A 16,574-nucleotide genomic window follows, 5' to 3' on the forward strand; every position below is an offset into this window, starting at 1 on the left:
GTCAGGAAACCGAGCCATGGAGGACGACGTGCGCACAGCCAGTCTATTGAAGCGGATATTGGGTGTCGAGAAAGTCGTGATCGAGGGCTTTGACTTCGAGGGCGACGACGTGGTGATCAAGGTGCGGCTCCACAAGCGCCAACAAAGGCGTTGCAGCCGGTGCGGACGACGGTGCTGCGGACATGACAACGGGCGGGGACGTCGCCGCTGGCGCGTGATGGACTTCGGCACGGTCATGGTCTGGCTCGAAGCCGAGGCTCCGCGAGTGCGCTGCCCCAGGCACGGGGTGGTGATCGCACGGGTCACCTGGGCGCGGACCGGCTCGGGGTTCACGCACAACTTCGAGGACCAGGTCGCCTGGCTCTCGACGAATACGAGCCAGAGTGCGGTCGGTGCGCTGATGCGGATCTCCTGGAGGACCGTCGGGCGGTGCCTGAGGCGAGTCGTGGATGAACGCAGGGCCGACATCGACCTGCTCGACGGCCTGAGCCGGATAGGTATCGACGAGACCAGCTACCGGAGAGGCCATCGCTATCTGACCGTGGTGGTATGTCACGACACCGGGCGCCGCCTCCCGAGGGTTCGGAGAGAGCGGCCCCGAGCACACGACACGGGAGTCGTCTTGCCCGTGTCTGTCCAAAGTCTTACTGTGCGGATTGCGAGCCACCCGTTTCGGAACAGGATAGACTGCGAGGTGGCAACCATCTGAGGGGGGCAAATGGGACGCTTCATTCGTTTGTGTGTTGTAGCGCTAGTCCTGCCGGCTGCGATAGGTTTGACTGGCTGCACCTCGCGTCTCGAGGGCAAGGTCGTGAGTGCTTCAACGGGGGAGCCAATCGCTGGCGCCGTGGTGAAGGTTGCGGACTCTACCTCAACCACAGACGGCACGGGAGCCTTCACCTTCGAAGGTCTGAAGCGCCAGGACATCACGGGAACGGTCGAGGTCGAGGGCTTCCCGCCATACGAGTTCAGCACGGATCTCCAGAAGGGCAACCAGTCCCTGACTCTCAAGATTCCCGATTATGTGCTGACGGTCGAGGTGAAAGAGAAGGCCCTCGAGCCAGCTGAGATAGCGACGATGACCGTGACGCTGGACGGGATCGAGACAACCAGCACACCAGCAGCCTTCAGACGTGTTGCTCCAGGAGTCCACGTTCTGACGGTAGCGGCTGACGGCCACGAGACGCACGAGGCGACGGTGACACTTGAGCCTGGCGAGTCCACAGTGAAGGTCGAGCTATCTCTTACTCCTCTCGAGACGTACAGGCGATTCCTCGAAGCAGGGAAGTTCCATCGGAACAAGGTCGCGTACTCCTACATCCACCCAGACGAGCGGAAGCTGCTCACCCTGAAGGAATGGACCAAAGCTCGGTCAGGGCTCGACATGAAGTCGATCGCTCTCGGGAATGTGCGAATGCTGAAGAGCTGGAAGTCCCAGCTTACGAACAAGACATACAAGAACGTCGCCGAGATTGACCGAAGCATCGAGTATCAGGTTACTGGTACGGAGTACAGCGACTACGGTCAGGTCATCACCAACAACGGCAATCAGCACTGGGTGAAGCTCGACGGGCTGTGGTACATCGTGCACGCGAAGTAGTTCTAGAGCAGGTTGGCGGCGTTCACGCCGTCGGGATGATTCGACCATGAGAGGGGGGGCGATGCCGAACGCGGGTCACTGCAGCGAGTGCGACAAGTACGTTTGGATCGGCAAGGATGGCGGTTGCGTGAACGGTCACGCACGATCTTGTATCCGTGGAGAATACACTGCACAACCAGCGCCAGCCGGTGGGCCGCTCCCCCCAGTCGAGGTCGTGCATGTGGATTCCGTGGCGACCCCTTGCGAGTCGCCGAGTCCCGGCCGACGATGGTCCCGACGTACAATCGCTATCGTCGCCGCGGTCCTTGTCGCTGTCCTTGGGCTTGGAGCGTGGAGGGCAGTGGTGTTCATTGGCGAACGGCGCGAACAACAGAGCGCAGTCGCCTACGCGACGCAGGCCGATGCTGCGGCTGCCGTGCTCCGAGATGCCCGTCTATCCACTGTTGCCGCCTTGGCGACCGGGAGATTCTTCGACCTGGCGGCAGTCGAGACGAGAGTAGACGTGCTATACGGCGAGCTGAGTGAGACTCGCCCGCCTGCCCTGTTCGCCGACTATCACACTCATCTGCTGGGAGAAGCTCGGCACCTTAGATCATCCATCAGTGCAGCGCGCAACGGACGACACAACGAAGCGCAACAGGAGATCAATGCGGCTAACAGGGAGCAGGAAGCGCGACTGCAGGCGGCAGAGGCAATCATCTCTGGCGCGGAATGACGAAAGCCGAATCGCCGGAGGGCAGGTGCAGCACGGGGTTCCTGGGGTAACGGTACGGACCTGTTCTCGGCACAGAAAAGGGGATCTTGTGTCACAAGATCCCAATTTCACAGCATCCCCCTCAGGATTTGATTCTCCGTCAAACGTTCTTACGCTTCACCAGCGGCGCGGCCCTTCACTGCGCTGTCGTCTCAGGATACCGCCGCATGGCCGCGCCGTCTGTGTGGAAGCGCTTGTCAGGCCTGAGCCGTTAGACTCACTGACGTGTCACCGATTCAGCAGAGGTACATCGCGTCTGTTGCTGACTCCATACAGCTCACGATCCGCTGTCCAAACCTCGACCCTATTGAGGTCTTCAACCTGCTCGCCGGTTAGCGAATGAATGGTAAACGCCGTGCGCTCGAGCTCTTCCCTAGCCACGTCGTTTCGTGTCAGTTGGACCGTCACCTGAACCGTGTCCCCTCCCACGACCTCAAAGCCGCTGATGTAGGGAACAAGACTGCCCTCCATACCCTCTGCCCCAAGCAGCTCGGTGAACGAATCGACCCCGAAGGCCTCTAGGGCAGCTTCTTCAGTACGCTTCGCGAGTTCGCTATTGGGCTCCGCCTGTGGCGTTGGTTCGTCCGGCACGGGCTGAGTCGACGGGTTGTTCGTGGAATCGTCAGCAGGGCGCGTCGGGTCCCCCGATGGCGGGGGAATCACGGCCTCCTGCTCGGCGGTCGAGTCGCCACCTAGCGAGAAGAGCAAGGTGCTGCAAAGTGCGCATCCGCACAGCAGCACCACCCCGATTACAGCAGCAGCAATCGCTATCTTGATGTTCTTGCTCATCCCGCCCCCTGTCGAACGCATCGCCCACCAGCCGAAGTACCGGTATCCCGTGTCACGTCAGCGACTCCAGGCCTAACGTGTTTGAGATGAGCGGCAACGCGAAGCGTTGTCCGCTCGATCTCATGGTTAGGGGCACCTGCATCAACCGTGAAGTCGGGGTGCAGGGGAGCCCCTCGAGGTCGGTCGAGGGGCTCCCGCAAGCGAACACACTGGCGACTATTTCAGCGCAAACGTCACGTCTTTATCCGCATCGACAAGAACCTGCCAAGTGGCCTTGTCGAACGAGCCCTTCTCAACCTCAAACACCTGCGCGTCCTCGACCGTGATACCCGGGTTGAGGTCGCTGACGATCTTCGCCGTCAAGTCCAGTTCCGTTGCGTATGCGCTCGATGCACCGATGTCGGCGTCGAACTTGACGTCGTCAGGGTTCAGGAGCTTGAGCGACGGAGTCGAGAACATCCCGATGGGCTCCTTGGAGATGTTCTTGTACTTCCATCGCACCGCAACATACTCCCCGCCCTCAGCAGGCTTCTCCTCGAAGAACTCTGAGCCCACCTTCTCCTTCGTCTCGACCGAGATGATGGAGATCTCGAACTTCTCCGTCGTGTACTTGTCGCCGACCTTGGGCAAGGCGGGCGCCTCTTCCGCTTTGCCGTCCTCGGTCGCGGCGCCTTCGGTCTCAGTTGCCGTCGACTCGGAGGACTGTGGAGCCTTTGCGGTCTCGGTGCCGCCGCCACCGCCACCTGATGCAGCCGCTGCCACGACGATTACAACGATGAGCCAGAACCACCACTTCTTGTAGAACGGCTTCTTGGGCTTTCCAACGGTCTCTTCCGCCATTACGCCTCCCTCGCGACAAATCGGATGTGACGTCTGTGCCCCCTGAATGTCGACTATGCGTCAACTGCGGTCGATGTTAGCCGAACCGATACGTGACGCATAGTCCGTAGACCTATGGTCAGCACCCATCTTCACTTCTGGCATGGAGAAACTGACGCCAGACCCTCGCTGCATGGCTTTCGGGCGGCGACTGCGCGCCTTGCGCCAGGAGAGGGGTCTGTCGCAGGAGCAATTAGCTCACCTCGCCGGACTTGACCGGACATACGTAAGCAGCTGCGAGGCCGGGCGGCGCAACGCGACCATCAAGACGCTGGAACGCCTCGCTGCCGCCCTCGAAATAGAGGTCAGCGGCAGCGTTGGGCGCGTTGGGCGCGTTGCCCTTGGACCTCTCTCGTCTCTCATGTCGCGTCCTACGCGATGCCGCCCAGGCGCCGTATCTCCTGCTTGTGCTTGGCTTCGGCGGCCAACTTGTGTGGCACCTTTGCCGCACGCTGAACCCGCTTCAGCTGCTTGTCTACATGGTCACCCTGCGCATCGGGGCGGATCACGCAGGCAACGAGCATCTCCGCGAGCTCATCCAACGCGACGCGGTTGCCCGAGTCCGACTTGATCTCTGCGCGCAACTTGGTGAGCACCGACTCCGTGAGAATGAGCTTGGCGATGTTGCTGGCCGCCAGCGCACGCTTGCGCTGATAGAACATCTCGAGTTCGTCCTTACGCTGCGCCTCCGGGGTGAGCAAGTACAAGTAGTCCACCTTGTCCTTGGGCTTCTGGTCCTCATCGAGGAGGCTGACCTCGAAGACCAGCTCATGCTCGACCGGCTTGTTGAAGAGGACGCGATACAGCTGCCACTCAGCGCCGTTGGTGAGGATGACCCATTCGACGCCCTCGCTGGCGGCGTAGGAAACCGCTTGGTAGAGATGGTTGTCGTTGAGACGCGAGGAAACCGCCTTCACTTCAATGATGACGAAATGCTTGCCATCCTTCCGGATAACGAAGTCGGCGAAACTGCCCTTGATGCGGTACTCACCAGTGAGGTTGTCGAAGGCGTCCCAGCCGAGAGCGTCGCTCACCATCGAAGAGACAATCATGCGGGTGTCGCTCTCCTTGGCACCGTTCGCCCGAGCTTTCTGCGCGACAATCTTGAACCTACGAATCCCCTTCGCGACGCGCTCGCGCGCCTTGTCCTGGTAAACCGCCATCAGAGTCCCCCTCCGAACGACTGCCTTCACACCGAGTGTAGCCGAAGACCCCGGCACCGAGGTCACAAGTGTCTTACCTAGTCACTATGTGTTGAGTGCCAACACATCGTGGACAAGAAGATGTGCCACGACATCGTGGACACCGCTCTCTGACAATCGAATAGTCATCTCGTCATCCTGTTGAACATCCAACCCGATCGAGAGGTGTTCATGATGGATGGAGCCCGGCGACAACGAGTCCTGGCAGTTCAGCGCTTTCGTGATGGCGAGAATCCGGAATCAATCTGCGTTTCGCTCGGCCGGTCCAGAGCATGGCTCTACAAGTGGGTCTCACGTTGCACAGGGGATGACGACTCATGGAGCGAGAGCCGGTCCCGCCGGCCGCTTGCCGCGGGTTCCCGCACGTCCATGGAGATCGAGGAGATCGTCAAGATGGTGCGCCTCAGTCTCTACAACCAGGACTTGTTCTGCGGCGCACAGGCGATCCTCTGGGAGCTGGAGGATCTCGGGTCGCGCCTCTGCCCTCGTTGCGGACCATCGGTCGCATCTTGAGCCGGAATGAGCTGACCCATCGCCGGACCGGAAGGTATGAGGCCAAGGGAACACCCTATCCCAGACTTCCGGCGCTGCTGCCGAACCAGACCCACCAAGCGGATCTGGTCGGCCCGTGCTATCTCAAGGGGCCGATACGCTTCTACGGGCTCAACGTCGTCGACACGGCCACGGCGACGTGTCTCTTGTATGCGGCCATTTGCGCGGGCCCGTCGTGCGGGTCGATCACGCCGCTGACTCCACGGGTCAGGGGCGCAAGATCGAACGGCGCATACGTGGCGAGACTCTCGCAGGGAGACGCGAGCACGCCGCCCAGGCGCACCAGCGCGGCCCATTTGCCGCCACGCCCGCCGCTGATCGTGTCGAGCGGGGTGGGCGGCGTCGGGTTGACATGCCTCGGCGGCTGATAGGTCCAGCACCACGCCTCGGCCAACCGTCGAGGATGAGCGCTGCCCACGGTCACGAACAGTCCGAGCGGGTAGGCGACGTACTTCACGTCCTTCACGCTGCGGTAGTTCTGGCAGTAGCTTGAACGGCCCATACGCTTCACGACATCTCCCAGGAGCACGGCGAGATCGTCCAGCTCGGCCACGATGCCGGGAACGCTCACCCACGCCTCGCGCTCGGCCTTGCTTCCATCGACCATCACCGTATCGGGCGCCGTGTCGGGGTCGACGGTCGCGAGCGCCGCGGTGAGCGCGCTTCCCGCCGCGTCGTAGAGGCCCCTCACGAACGTGAACGCGGGTTCGCCGATGACGCCGGAGAGCTCATCCGCGTACTCGCGGCGCATGGCCTCGAAACTCTCCCAGCTTGCGCGGACGTTCGAGGCGGCGCTCACGGCGGCCTGCGCGGCGTCTGTCGCGTCCTGGTCGCCTGCAAGCAGCGCGGCTCTTAGCTCGGACCGGGCATCACCGAGGATCGCGTCGGGCGTGCGGCACGTCGTCATCGCCCCATAGATGCGCTGCGCGTCCTTGGAGGGCTTGAACCCCCGCGCGGTCAGTCGGTCATACAGTGTGCTGATGGTGTAGGTGTCGCTCATGATCGCTCCTCACTCTCGGAAGTCCGAAGCCCCGCCCGAAGCGCTCTCAACAGGGCATCGCCGGACTCGGGCTCATCGGGTTCATCGGGTTCATCGGGAAGTCCCAGGCCACGGGAGAACGCGGCCAGATCCTTCTTCTCCTCTTGCTCTTTCAAGTGCTTCTCATCGGTCATCACTCCTCCTCTCGTCAACCACAACCGTCCCAGACTGTCCAACTGTCCCGCAGGGGCTCTGACCTGCACATATGCTCGGACACTTGCGATTTCCAAGGTGTCCTCCGAAGTGTCCGGCCGATGAACGGGACAGTTGCCCGGACAGTTGCATCCTCATGATCTGTCCGCCTGTTCCCGCAGGTCATCCGGCGTTACGGACAGTTGGACGGTCTGGGACGGTAGGTAGCGCGTGAATGCGTCGGCGAAGTCGCCCCGGTGGTAGCCGCGCACCGCCTTCGACTGGTCCTGCCGGGGACGGATGCCGTAGGGCTGCAACCGCCGCGCGAGTCGGTTCATGCTCAACTGGAGATCGCCCCAAGGGGATTCGTCCAGCGCACACAGGCGCTCCACCATCTCGCGTGACGTGAGGAACGTGCTCACCGATGACTCGAAGACGTCGTGGACATCGGCTATGAGTTTCTGTCCGAGCGACCCGTCGACGAGTGCGGAGTCCGCGAAGGCGACGAGCACCATGCAGGCGTTGCGGATGCGCCCCGGCCACACGCCGCCTGCGAGGTCGCAGATCGCGACGAGAGGCTCCCATGTGTCCGCTGCCCGGTCCTCGACCGGCATGTGCGGTTCGGCCTTCTCCAGCTCGCTCATGTGGGCATCGGCCCAAGCCGTGAGGCGTTCCGATATTCTGTGGAGAGCGGGACCGTCGCGGCGTGTGCGGTACGGCGAGAGCTGCTCACCCGGACCACGGCGACGCATTCGCACGACGATCGCGCGGTCCATGATCGTGTCGGGCAGGTCGCCGATGCTGGCGAGCATCGCCATGGCGAACGTGGGACAGTCCTCGCGGGTCCGGGTGGTCATGTCCCAGCGCACATACGGGCGGTTGCGCTGATGCCCGGCGTTTATGATGCCTCTCAGGTCCTCGCCGGTGTCGCTGACACGGCGGCTCCCGAACACGACGTCCGCCTCGTCGATGAGGACCGTAGGCGGGTCATCCACAGTGATGGAACGCACGAGCGCGGCCGGAGAGCAGTTCGTCGTGATGAGCGGCCGACGGCAGGTGGCTTCCGCGATGTCCATGAAGCGGGACTTCCCGCACCGCTTCTCCGGGCTGACAACCGCCGCCCTGGGAGCGTGCTCTCATGCCCTCTGCGCGTGCGTCGCCGCGATCCATGCGGTCATCGCATCATGTGCTTCACAACTTGGGAACGCCACATACCGGCCTAGCGCAACATGCAGCTCCTCGAGTAGGGCCGCTCCGTCAGGAACGCGGATCGGCTCATCGGGCACGTCGGCGTCATCCGTCCAGTCGAGCACCTCGACGTCATCGAAGGGGATTCGCTCGTCGATCATGCTGTCCGCCCGGCCCGCCGCCGTGCAGATTCGTCCCGGACCGCGCGAAGTCGCCAGCGCAGCCACGCGTCGACGGGTATGGAGCCAGTTGTCGTGCCGGGCGCCAGGACGTATGCACGCCGGCCGGTCGCCATGCCGATCGCCCGGCGCAACCTCTGTTCCTCCGCGAACAACTCGACGGCCTGTTTGCTTTCAAGATCGCGCCCGGTAGCGCACAAGTAGTCCTCCTCGGTCCGCACACCCTCCGGCAACTGGTAGTCGCCGATGCGCCTCGGAAAGAGCGTCGCCATGCTCATTGGGACCGCGCAACGGACCGCGAATCCCTTGGACAGCACTCGTCGCTAGGGCCTTCACCTGCGGAACCGTCGCCGCAGACAGAGTGTTCAGCACACGAATCCGCCATGCGTCCGCCATGCGTCACGAGAACCTCGTCGGCGGTCTCGACTTCGAACGGGATTTCCAGACGGGTCAAGAGCGCAGGAACGACAACCTTGCGAGCTCCGGGTGTGCCGGTGGTGGGCCAGTCTCGGCACGCACGGAAGGCGGCGCCCCTGCCCATCGACAGGAGTTCGGCAATCGTACTGACCGGCTCCAGCGGCCGTAGGCGCCGACCGAGGACGATGATCGTCGGCGCGTTCATCCGTCCACCTGCTCGATCAGGTCTGCGGGCTGCCCTTTGTACGAGACCGCCTGTGCCATAGCGACGAGCTGCTTGTCGTATGGAAGCAGACGCCCCGAGATGATCAACGAGACGGTTGCGGGGCTCATCCCAGCCGCGCGGGCGAGCGCATTCTGCCTCATCTCACGGTCGGCGAGCAGTTTCTCAATCAGTAGCATCGCGGCCTCCTTCCTTTGAAACTTGCTTGCGTCTGTTTCTTGGCACATACTAGTGTAACAGCCGTTGAAAGGGATGCTAAATGCCAAAGCCTAAAGAGGACGCCCTATTACGCGACCTAGCGAGGGACTGCGGTCATCTGTCAGACCTGGAGCGTAGCCTCGTCACGCAGGAGGGCTACTTGGAGGAGTACACGCAGGCAGCGGGCAACTTATACCTCCGCGAGAAGACGCTCGGTGATGCCGTGAAGTTTGTCTCCCGCCTAAGGAGGCCGTCCGATAGCCCCACGGACCTGGGCCGCGTGAAGAGACCGCATGACGGCTCTGGCAAGAGAGACGGCCGATGGGAGCTGCTGGCGGACTTAGGGAAAGCGATCGGGGATGAGGTGCCGCCGCCTCTAGCAGCGGAGGGCTTGAGCATGTGGGTATCGAGGGTCGGATTGGGCTCTGCAAGGCTTGTCTCGATCACCTTCGACTCCCGACTCTCACGGCAAGCCCTCTTCCGCGAGATCACACAGATGTGGCCCGACCTGAGATCGAAAGGCTGGGTTCGGCCGTCTCGGCCCCTAGGGGAGCGCAAGCTCACGCTCGTGCGCTTCGTGTGTCTGGACAGCACTCCCGATGAGTCATGGCGCGGCCGTCTGGACCGCTGGAACAAAGTCCATCCCAACTGGTGCTACCGGGATTCCGCAGCCATGCAGAGCGACTTCGCCAGGGCCGAGGCCTCTCTCACTGGGATCAAGCAGGGCCTTGCCTGGTACTACGATTCCGCCGTCCGCCATTTCTGGGACGCAACTGACGACGAGATCAAGAGCGCTGTCGAGTCGGACGGCATCGGGCGCAGGGAACACGACGCGCTCGTGAAGGTGTGGAACGCCCGGCGTCCGCCGTTGCGGATCAAGACCGAAGAAGAATACCGCGCGTATATCAAGTCCCTAAACGGAGCGAAGAAGAAAGCGGGCGAGTAGTCATGAGCAACCGAATCCGCAAGGTCGCGAGGCAACACTACATCGTCACTATCGAGCTCAAGCCCGATCCCATGACGGGCAAGCGGCGGCGCGAGAGTCACACCGTCCACGGCCCGCGCGACCAGGCCGAGGCGTTGTGTTCCCAGCTGCTCGTGGACATACAGCGTGGCGAGTATGTCGCGCGCTCATCCTCGACGGTCGCCGACGTTTGCCGCACATGGCTGAACAAAAAGAGCGCGGCTATGGCCGCGAAGAACGGGCAGAAGGGCTCACCAAGGACGCTTGAGAGGTACAAGTCCCTTCTGAACGGCAGCGTGATCCCATCGCTCGGCGCGTGGCCCATCCAGAAGCTCACCACTGAGCACATCGAAGCCTTCTACGCAGCCAGTCTGGAGCACGTCAGCGCAGCGACCGTGCATCATCGCCACGTCGCGCTACAGCAGGCGCTTGAGTACGCGGTCAAGTCCCACCTCATCGCGACGAACCCGGCCAAGGACGCCGACGTGCCGGAGGCCGAGCATCGGGAGATGCGCTTCCTCACCGGCGAAGAGGCAGCGACCCTGATCGCCGCAGCGACGGGCACGAGCCTGGAGGTCCCTGTCCGCCTCGCACTCGATACCGGAATGCGCTTGGGCGAGATTCTGGGTCTACGATGGTCGGACGTGTCACTCGACGCCGGACGCCTCACGGTCAACCAGACGGTACTCGAGCTGTCCTCAGCGGGAACCGGCCTCGATTTCAAAGGGCCCAAGACCAAGGCCGGACGGCGGACCATCGCCCTTGCCAGTCCAACCGTGGCGTTCCTGCGCGAACACAAGCGCGCGCAGACCGCGCAACGCCTTGCGATGGGACCGGGATGGGCTAGCAACGATCTGGTCATCTGTAGCGCCTGTGGCGAACCTGTACGGCCGTCCACGGTCTCTCGGCACTTCGGGCGGCTAGTGAACCCGCCGACGCCGAAGGCCACACGCAGGACGCCGGAGCCGGAGCCGAAGAGCGGGCCCCTGTCCAAACCGTGCCGCTTCCATGACCTGCGACACACCCACGCGACGCTCGCGCTCGCGGCCGGGATGCCGGTCAAGGTCGTCTCGCAACGTCTCGGTCACACCAAGGCCAGCTTCACCCTGGACGTCTACGCGCACGTCCTACCGAAACAGGACCAGGAAGCCGCCGATACGGTCGCGTCGGCTATCTACGGAACCGCTCACGCGCTGTGAACGTGCCACATGGCGAATTTCGGGCGAATCTCAGGCCTGAGTAGATGAACGGGAACGCTCCCGGGGGAACGTTCCCGCAGATAGATGGTGGTGGGCCCGGCAGGATTCGAACCTGCAACCAAGGGATTATGAGTCCCCTGCTCCACCGTTGAGCTACGGGCCCACTCGGGGTCGACGGCAGAACGCAGAGTTGTAGTGTAGCGCAAGCTCTCGTATAATCCTCAACCGTGCCCTGACAGCCTGTGCAGGCACAAAACACTCCTCGGTAGCTCAATCGGCAGAGCATCCGGCTGTTAACCGGAGGGTTGTAGGTTCGAGTCCTACCCGGGGAGCCAAGCGACTTCAGGACCACCGCCATGCGGTGGTCCTTTGCTTGCCGCACAAGCATCGTTATCCCAGCTACAATAGCGGGTAGGACACAAACGGGGAGCACGGGACGACACACGAAGGGCTACATGATGCGAGTCATCGTTGCCGATGACGACGAGTCTAGCCGCTACATGATGACTGCAATGCTCCGCGCTGTCGGCCACGAACCCGTTCCGGCCGAGGACGGCGTCGAAGCGCTCCGTCTCGCACGACAGGAGCCGCCGGACCTCATCGTGAGCGACATCCTCATGCCCACGATGGACGGCTACCAGCTCTGCCGCGAGTGGCGTGCGGACGAAGCTCTCGCCCAGGTCCCTTTCGTCTTCTACACCGCCAACTACACCGACGTCGGCGACGAACGCTTCGCCAAGAACCTTGGGGCCGACCGCTTCCTCATCAAACCCATGGATCCGCACAAACTCCTGAACGAACTCGAGCGCCTCCTGCAGCTTGCTGAGACGGGAGTCATCGAGCCGCATACCCCGGAGGTGGACGAGTCCGAGATACTCCGCGAATACAACACGCGACTCGTCCACAAGCTCGAACAGCAGATCGAGGAGCTTCGAACATCCAACGAGAGCCTGGCGCAGACCCAGGGCAACCTCTCACGTCTAGTCGAGACGGCCCCCGTTGGGATCATCACGATCAGCGCCACAGGGAAGGTGCTCATGTGGAACCCTGCAGCGGAGAAGATGTTCGGCTGGTCGTCCGAGGAGCTGCTCGGGCGAACCTGTCCGCTCATCGAGCAGCCTTCCGGCGTTGAGTGCATCCAGCTCCTCAAGGCCGTCAACGCACCGGTTTCCGGCCACGAGACGGAGTTCCGCGCCAAGGACGGCCACCTGGTCGAAGTGAGCGTCTCAGCTGCGCCTTTCCCCGGCGAGGGAGATGATGGTCTCCTCGCCATCATCACGGACGTCACATTGCAGCACGCGACCAAAGACGACCTCGAGGCCACGATCGAGCGCCTCTCGAACATGATGGAGGGAACGGTCAACGCCATCGCGAAGATCGTCGAGGCGCGTGACCCGTACACATCCGGCCACCAGGAGCGTGTCGCAGCGCTCGCCGAGGGCATAGCGCAGGAAATGGGCCTACCCGGGGACGCCGTTGAGGGTATTCGTGTCGCAGGACTGATTCACGATATCGGGAAAGTCTACGTACCTGCCGAGATACTCGCCAAGCCCAGGCGGCTCACAGATGTGGAGTTCAGCATCGTCAAGATGCATCCCGAGGTCGCCTACGATGTCTTGGGGGCCATCGAGTTTCCTTGGCCGATCGCTACCTATGTTGTGCAGCACCACGAACGGCTCGACGGCTCGGGATACCTGGGGGCGCTGCGAGGCGACTCGATTCTGCTGGGTTCGCGGATCCTCGCGGTAGCGGACGTGGTAGAGGCTATGTCGTCGCACCGGCCCTACAAGGTCGCTTCCGGCATCGACGCGGCCCTCGAGGAGATCGAATCCGGGGCGGGCAGCCGCTACGACGAAAAAGCCGTGCGAGCCTGCGTCACGCGGTTCCGGACGCGCGGCCTCAGCCTCGACGACCTGCAGGTGACGACACTCGCGTAGCACCCGGCCGGATCCGCCGACTACTCCAGATAGTCCTTGAGCCTGCTCGACCTCGACGGGTGGCGCAACTTGCACAGCGTCTTGGATTCGATCTGCCGTATCCGCTCGCGGGTGACGCCGAACTCTCGGCCGACCTCCTCCAAGGTCCGCGGGTGGCCGTCTGTGAGCCCGAATCTCAGTTCGATGACCTTGCGCTCGCGCTCCGACAACCCGTCCAGCACCTTGGATAGCTGTTCTTGCAGCATCGAGAAGGATGCAGCATCCGGCGGCACGATGGCTTCACCGTCCTCGATGAAGTCCCCGAGCTGCGAGTCCTCTTCCTCGCCGATCGGAGTCTCGAGGGACACGGGTTCCTGGGAAATCTTGAGAATCTCCCGCACGCGTTCCGCGGTCATCTCCATCTTGTCGCCGATCTCATCCGGACTAGGCTCCCGGCCGAGCTCCTGGAGCAGCTGGCGCTGCACCCTGATGAGCTTGTTGATGGTCTCGACCATGTGCACCGGGATGCGGATCGTCCTGGCCTGGTCGGCAATGGCGCGCGTGATCGCCTGGCGAATCCACCATGTCGCGTAGGTCGAGAACTTGAACCCCTTCGTGTAGTCGAACTTCTCAACCGCACGAATCAGTCCAAGGTTCCCTTCCTGGATCAAGTCCAGGAACAGCATCCCGCGACCAACGTAGCGCTTCGCGATCGAGACCACGAGGCGCAGGTTCGCCTCGACGAGCTGCTGCTTCGCATCGAGACCGACGGCCTCGATGCGGCGCAAGCGGCGGCGCTCGCCGCGATCCAGTTCGATACCGCGGTCCTCGGCCTGCTCGGAACGTTCCGTCGCCTCGAGTCCGGCCTCTATCTTCATTGCGAGGTCGATCTCCTGGGCTGCGGTGAGCAGCGGTACCTTGCCGATCTCCTTCAGGTACATGCGAACGGGGTCGCCCGTCAGCGGGGCGAGACTGGATGTGTCGCTCCTACGCTTCGCCTTCTTCTTGGTGGCCTTGGCTGGCTTTGGCAGCGGAATTTCGATGTGCTCCTTCTCCTCCGAGGGTATGTCGTCGTCCTCAACGTCATCGGAACCCGAGCCCTGACCGGTGCTCGCAGGTTCGTCAACGATCTCTATGCCCGCATCGCGGAAGAACCCGTACACGCTGTCGATCTGCTCGTCGGAGAGATCCATGTCCCCTATCGCGGCTTGGATCTCCTCGTCGGTCAGGTTGCCCTTGCCTTTGCCCATCTTGGTCAGGGTCTTGACCTCGGCGAGCTCAAGTTCGGGTCCGGCGACAGTTGCGACCGCCTTGTTCGCCGCACCACGCGCCGCGCGCGTCTTCGTCTTTGCAGCCGGCGGCTCTGCGGTTGCCCTCTTCCGCTTCGACTTCGCCGGTGATGCGATCTTCCTTGGCTCGTCAGCCACGCTTGTCCCACACTTCCTACTCGTTCTTCCCGGCTCCGCGGCGCAGCTTGTCCACGCGTTGCTGCAAAGCCGCGATTTCCTTGAACAGGTCATCGAATTCGACGCGGTCACTTGCCGGGTCGAGTCGCTTGAAACGGGTCTTCTTCTCTATGATTTGACGCTCGAGGGCAAACTCCTTGAGCTTACTTAACAATTCCTTGGAGATATCGCCCGTGTCTTCCTCGTCGTCGCCCCCGACGACAAGTCCGCTGAGCAGCTCTCCAGCGTCGGAATCGACGGCCACAACAGCGTTGTAGAGGTCTCTACCCGTTGCCGTACCGGCTTCCACGACCAATCTGAGCAGCGTCCGCAATTCTTGGTCGCCAAGGACATCATTGTCAAGCAATTCCCGTGCCTCGGACCGCAGCGAGCTGTCAGCCGCCAGAAGCGACACGTACTCCCGCTCGGCCGCCAGACGCGGATCTCTGAGCGCCGGTCGTTCCGTGCGCCGCGGACCTGGAGCGTCTTCGCGATCGACCGACTCCGGTCCACGCACAACGGACGGCTGCGCATGCCGCACCGCCTCGGCGACCGTGGCGTAGTCTACCAGCAGCCGGTCCGCCACGTAGTTCGAGTAGTCCTGCGCCAGGAGCGTTCCCTTCACAGACGCGAGTACCGACGCCGCGGCAGCAAGCGCCCGCGAACGGCCTTCCGGCTTGTCGAGCTCGTGCTTCTCCAGACGGCGGTCGAGCACGAACTGCATGAGCGGCTCAGCGGACTCGATAACCCCCCGGACGCCTTCGGCGCCGTGTAGCGCAACGTAGTCCGCAGGGTCCTTCCCCTCCGGTACCACGGCAACCGCCAGCTCGATCGGATCGCGTCCGGCGGTTCCCTCCACGCTCACGTCGATGAACTCAGCTGCTCTCTCCGCAGCTCGCAGTCCGGCCTCGTCCGCGTCGAAGAGATACACGATGCGTTTGGCGAACCTGCCAAGGAGCTTCACGTGATCGCGCGTGAGCGCTGTCCCGAGCGTCGCCACCGCGTCACGCACGCCGGCTACATGTAGCGCGATGACATCCGTGTACCCTTCGACCACCACAGCCGTTCCGCTTTGCACGATCTCGTTCTTCGCCCGGTCAAGCGCATACAGGTTGCGCGACTTCTGGAAGACGGCCGTCTCGCTCGTATTGAGATACTTCGGCTCCCCCTCGCCAAGGACGCGCCCCCCGAAAGCAATGGCCCGTCCGCGCAGGTCTTGGATCGGAAACATCACGCGGTCGAAGAAGCGGTCGCGCAAGTCCCCACGATCGGTGCGAAAGCCCAGGTTCGATTCGACGATCTCCTCGGCGGTGAAGCCGAGCTCGCGAAGGTGACGGGTGAGCGTTCCTCGGCCCTGCGCGAAGCCGAGCTGAAACTCCTTGGCGACGTCGATGCCGAACCCGCGAGTCGCGAGATACGCCCGCGCGGTCTTCGCACTCTCTTCGCGTCCGGACACGAGCACCTTGTGGTAGAAGTCGGCTGCCGCCTCACACGCCTCGATGAGGCGTTCTTTGTGACCGCGCGGCGTCGCGTCGCCCACTTCGTGAATCTCGATCCTGGCGCGGTCGGCAAGCGCGCGCACGGCATCGGGGAAGTCGTAGTGCTCCTGACGCATCAGAAACCCGATGGCGTCTCCGCCCTCACCGCACCCGAAGCAGTGCCAGAGCTGGGTAGCGGGATCCGCTTTGAACGACGGGGTCTTCTCACCATGAAACGGGCACAACCCCCAGTACAGGCGGCCCTTCTGCTTGAGCACGATTGACTCGGATATGAGGGCGACTACGTCCGTGGCGTCACGTACGCGCTGCACGTCTTCGTCAGGTATGCGACCCACACGCCCTCCTTTCGACCTGCTTCTCTATACCCCGTCCGGAGGTCCTGGCGGCCCCCGGGAAGAA

18 protein-coding genes, 2 tRNA genes and 2 pseudogenes are annotated in these 16,574 nt (G+C 62.8%); 9 read left to right on the forward strand and 13 right to left on the reverse strand.

Features of this window, described 5'->3' with window-relative positions; all coding sequences use genetic code 11:
• The 3 genes from Q8K99_02280 to Q8K99_02290 form a co-directional block, all read left to right on the forward strand.
• The coding region (locus Q8K99_02280) for a helix-turn-helix domain-containing protein (protein MDP2181383.1) at positions 1-709 on the forward strand (709 nt) is incomplete at its 5' end.
• Between the two features lie 9 nt (positions 710-718).
• A complete protein-coding gene (locus Q8K99_02285) occupies positions 719-1,600 on the forward strand; it encodes a carboxypeptidase regulatory-like domain-containing protein (GenBank protein MDP2181384.1) in 882 nt (293 codons plus the stop codon).
• 343 nt (positions 1,601-1,943) lie between these two features.
• The gene (locus Q8K99_02290; protein ID MDP2181385.1) at positions 1,944-2,315 is read left to right on the forward strand and encodes a hypothetical protein; all 372 of its coding nucleotides are present in this window, start codon (positions 1,944-1,946) and stop codon (positions 2,313-2,315) included.
• Between the two features lie 267 nt (positions 2,316-2,582).
• Here the strand turns inward: Q8K99_02290 and Q8K99_02295 are convergent, their stop codons facing one another.
• Positions 2,583-3,143 (reverse strand): hypothetical protein, encoded by a 561-nt coding sequence (locus Q8K99_02295; GenBank protein ID MDP2181386.1) that lies wholly within the window; start codon positions 3,141-3,143, stop codon positions 2,583-2,585.
• Between the two features lie 216 nt (positions 3,144-3,359).
• The gene (locus tag Q8K99_02300) at positions 3,360-3,983 is read right to left on the reverse strand and encodes a DUF4352 domain-containing protein (protein ID MDP2181387.1); all 624 of its coding nucleotides are present in this window, start codon (positions 3,981-3,983) and stop codon (positions 3,360-3,362) included.
• Positions 3,984-4,155: 172 nt separating this feature from the next.
• On the opposite strand from Q8K99_02300, the pseudogene Q8K99_02305 reads away from it, so the two are divergent.
• Positions 4,156-4,326, forward strand: a pseudogene (locus Q8K99_02305) (helix-turn-helix transcriptional regulator).
• A gap of 67 nt (positions 4,327-4,393) precedes the next feature.
• On the opposite strand, the gene Q8K99_02310 reads toward Q8K99_02305, so the two are convergent.
• On the reverse strand, positions 4,394-5,185 hold the full coding sequence (locus tag Q8K99_02310) for a type I restriction enzyme HsdR N-terminal domain-containing protein (GenBank protein MDP2181388.1): 792 nt from the start codon (positions 5,183-5,185) through the stop codon (positions 4,394-4,396).
• 210 nt (positions 5,186-5,395) lie between these two features.
• Here Q8K99_02310 and Q8K99_02315 point away from each other — a divergent pair.
• A pseudogene (locus tag Q8K99_02315) lies at positions 5,396-5,931 on the forward strand (helix-turn-helix domain-containing protein).
• Here Q8K99_02315 and Q8K99_02320 read toward each other — a convergent pair.
• The 7 genes from Q8K99_02320 to Q8K99_02350 form a co-directional block, all read right to left on the reverse strand.
• Positions 5,880-6,776, reverse strand: coding sequence for a hypothetical protein (locus Q8K99_02320; GenBank protein MDP2181389.1), 897 nt, complete (start codon positions 6,774-6,776; stop codon positions 5,880-5,882). The pseudogene Q8K99_02315 and the gene Q8K99_02320 sit on opposite strands and share 52 nt — an antisense overlap.
• Positions 6,773-6,949 (reverse strand): hypothetical protein, encoded by a 177-nt coding sequence (locus tag Q8K99_02325; GenBank protein ID MDP2181390.1) that lies wholly within the window; start codon positions 6,947-6,949, stop codon positions 6,773-6,775. The genes Q8K99_02320 and Q8K99_02325 overlap by 4 nt, the downstream gene beginning before the upstream one ends.
• Positions 6,950-7,102: 153 nt before the next feature.
• The gene (locus tag Q8K99_02330) at positions 7,103-8,023 is read right to left on the reverse strand and encodes a DUF3631 domain-containing protein (protein ID MDP2181391.1); all 921 of its coding nucleotides are present in this window, start codon (positions 8,021-8,023) and stop codon (positions 7,103-7,105) included.
• Between the two features lie 60 nt (positions 8,024-8,083).
• Positions 8,084-8,296 carry a hypothetical protein gene (locus Q8K99_02335; protein MDP2181392.1) on the reverse strand — a complete coding sequence of 71 codons (213 nt, stop codon included), beginning with the start codon at positions 8,294-8,296 and terminating at the stop codon, positions 8,084-8,086.
• Positions 8,293-8,592: a hypothetical protein gene (locus Q8K99_02340; protein ID MDP2181393.1), complete on the reverse strand. Its 300-nt coding sequence runs from the start codon at positions 8,590-8,592 to the stop codon at positions 8,293-8,295. The genes Q8K99_02335 and Q8K99_02340 overlap by 4 nt, the downstream gene beginning before the upstream one ends.
• Positions 8,589-8,936 (reverse strand): hypothetical protein, encoded by a 348-nt coding sequence (locus tag Q8K99_02345; GenBank protein ID MDP2181394.1) that lies wholly within the window; start codon positions 8,934-8,936, stop codon positions 8,589-8,591. Before Q8K99_02345 ends, Q8K99_02340 begins: the two co-directional genes overlap by 4 nt.
• Positions 8,933-9,133 (reverse strand): helix-turn-helix transcriptional regulator, encoded by a 201-nt coding sequence (locus tag Q8K99_02350; protein MDP2181395.1) that lies wholly within the window; start codon positions 9,131-9,133, stop codon positions 8,933-8,935. The genes Q8K99_02345 and Q8K99_02350 overlap by 4 nt, the downstream gene beginning before the upstream one ends.
• An 80-nt stretch (positions 9,134-9,213) precedes the next feature.
• On the opposite strand from Q8K99_02350, the gene Q8K99_02355 reads away from it, so the two are divergent.
• Both Q8K99_02355 and Q8K99_02360 read left to right on the forward strand, forming a co-directional pair.
• Positions 9,214-10,098, forward strand: a complete 885-nt coding sequence (locus Q8K99_02355; protein MDP2181396.1) for a hypothetical protein — start codon at positions 9,214-9,216, stop codon at positions 10,096-10,098.
• 2 nt (positions 10,099-10,100) lie between these two features.
• Positions 10,101-11,315 carry a tyrosine-type recombinase/integrase gene (locus tag Q8K99_02360; GenBank protein MDP2181397.1) on the forward strand — a complete coding sequence of 405 codons (1,215 nt, stop codon included), beginning with the start codon at positions 10,101-10,103 and terminating at the stop codon, positions 11,313-11,315.
• Between the two features lie 88 nt (positions 11,316-11,403).
• Here Q8K99_02360 and Q8K99_02365 read toward each other — a convergent pair.
• A tRNA-Ile gene (locus Q8K99_02365) sits at positions 11,404-11,478 on the reverse strand.
• A 96-nt stretch (positions 11,479-11,574) separates the two neighbouring features.
• On the opposite strand from Q8K99_02365, the gene Q8K99_02370 reads away from it, so the two are divergent.
• Both Q8K99_02370 and Q8K99_02375 read left to right on the forward strand, forming a co-directional pair.
• A tRNA-Asn gene (locus tag Q8K99_02370) sits at positions 11,575-11,650 on the forward strand.
• A gap of 120 nt (positions 11,651-11,770) precedes the next feature.
• The gene (locus Q8K99_02375) at positions 11,771-13,252 is read left to right on the forward strand and encodes a response regulator (GenBank protein MDP2181398.1); all 1,482 of its coding nucleotides are present in this window, start codon (positions 11,771-11,773) and stop codon (positions 13,250-13,252) included.
• 20 nt (positions 13,253-13,272) lie between these two features.
• Here Q8K99_02375 and rpoD read toward each other — a convergent pair whose 3' ends face one another.
• Positions 13,273-14,658 (reverse strand): RNA polymerase sigma factor RpoD, encoded by a 1,386-nt coding sequence (gene rpoD, locus Q8K99_02380; protein ID MDP2181399.1) that lies wholly within the window; start codon positions 14,656-14,658, stop codon positions 13,273-13,275.
• Between the two features lie 16 nt (positions 14,659-14,674).
• A complete protein-coding gene (dnaG, locus tag Q8K99_02385; protein MDP2181400.1) occupies positions 14,675-16,510 on the reverse strand; it encodes a DNA primase in 1,836 nt (611 codons plus the stop codon).
• Between the last annotated feature and the right edge of the window lie 64 nt (positions 16,511-16,574).

The sequence above is a fragment of the Actinomycetota bacterium genome (assembly GCA_030682655.1).
GTDB lineage: Bacteria > Actinomycetota > Coriobacteriia > Anaerosomatales > JAUXNU01 > JAUXNU01.

What these genes read in the sequence shown, in the direction of transcription:
- Q8K99_02285 (MDP2181384.1), top strand. Translation starts at nt 719, where the DNA reads ATGGGACGCTTCATTCGTTTGTGTGTTGTAGCGCTAGTCCTGCCGGCT.
- Q8K99_02295 (MDP2181386.1), bottom strand. Translation starts at nt 3,143, where the DNA reads ATGAGCAAGAACATCAAGATAGCGATTGCTGCTGCTGTAATCGGGGTG.
- Q8K99_02300 (MDP2181387.1), bottom strand. Translation starts at nt 3,983, where the DNA reads ATGGCGGAAGAGACCGTTGGAAAGCCCAAGAAGCCGTTCTACAAGAAG.
- Q8K99_02310 (MDP2181388.1), bottom strand. Translation starts at nt 5,185, where the DNA reads ATGGCGGTTTACCAGGACAAGGCGCGCGAGCGCGTCGCGAAGGGGATT.
- Q8K99_02320 (MDP2181389.1), bottom strand. Translation starts at nt 6,776, where the DNA reads ATGAGCGACACCTACACCATCAGCACACTGTATGACCGACTGACCGCG.
- Q8K99_02325 (MDP2181390.1), bottom strand. Translation starts at nt 6,949, where the DNA reads ATGACCGATGAGAAGCACTTGAAAGAGCAAGAGGAGAAGAAGGATCTG.
- Q8K99_02330 (MDP2181391.1), bottom strand. Translation starts at nt 8,023, where the DNA reads ATGGACATCGCGGAAGCCACCTGCCGTCGGCCGCTCATCACGACGAAC.
- Q8K99_02335 (MDP2181392.1), bottom strand. Translation starts at nt 8,296, where the DNA reads ATGATCGACGAGCGAATCCCCTTCGATGACGTCGAGGTGCTCGACTGG.
- Q8K99_02340 (MDP2181393.1), bottom strand. Translation starts at nt 8,592, where the DNA reads ATGAGCATGGCGACGCTCTTTCCGAGGCGCATCGGCGACTACCAGTTG.
- Q8K99_02345 (MDP2181394.1), bottom strand. Translation starts at nt 8,936, where the DNA reads ATGAACGCGCCGACGATCATCGTCCTCGGTCGGCGCCTACGGCCGCTG.
- Q8K99_02350 (MDP2181395.1), bottom strand. Translation starts at nt 9,133, where the DNA reads ATGCTACTGATTGAGAAACTGCTCGCCGACCGTGAGATGAGGCAGAAT.
- Q8K99_02355 (MDP2181396.1), top strand. Translation starts at nt 9,214, where the DNA reads ATGCCAAAGCCTAAAGAGGACGCCCTATTACGCGACCTAGCGAGGGAC.
- Q8K99_02360 (MDP2181397.1), top strand. Translation starts at nt 10,101, where the DNA reads ATGAGCAACCGAATCCGCAAGGTCGCGAGGCAACACTACATCGTCACT.
- Q8K99_02375 (MDP2181398.1), top strand. Translation starts at nt 11,771, where the DNA reads ATGATGCGAGTCATCGTTGCCGATGACGACGAGTCTAGCCGCTACATG.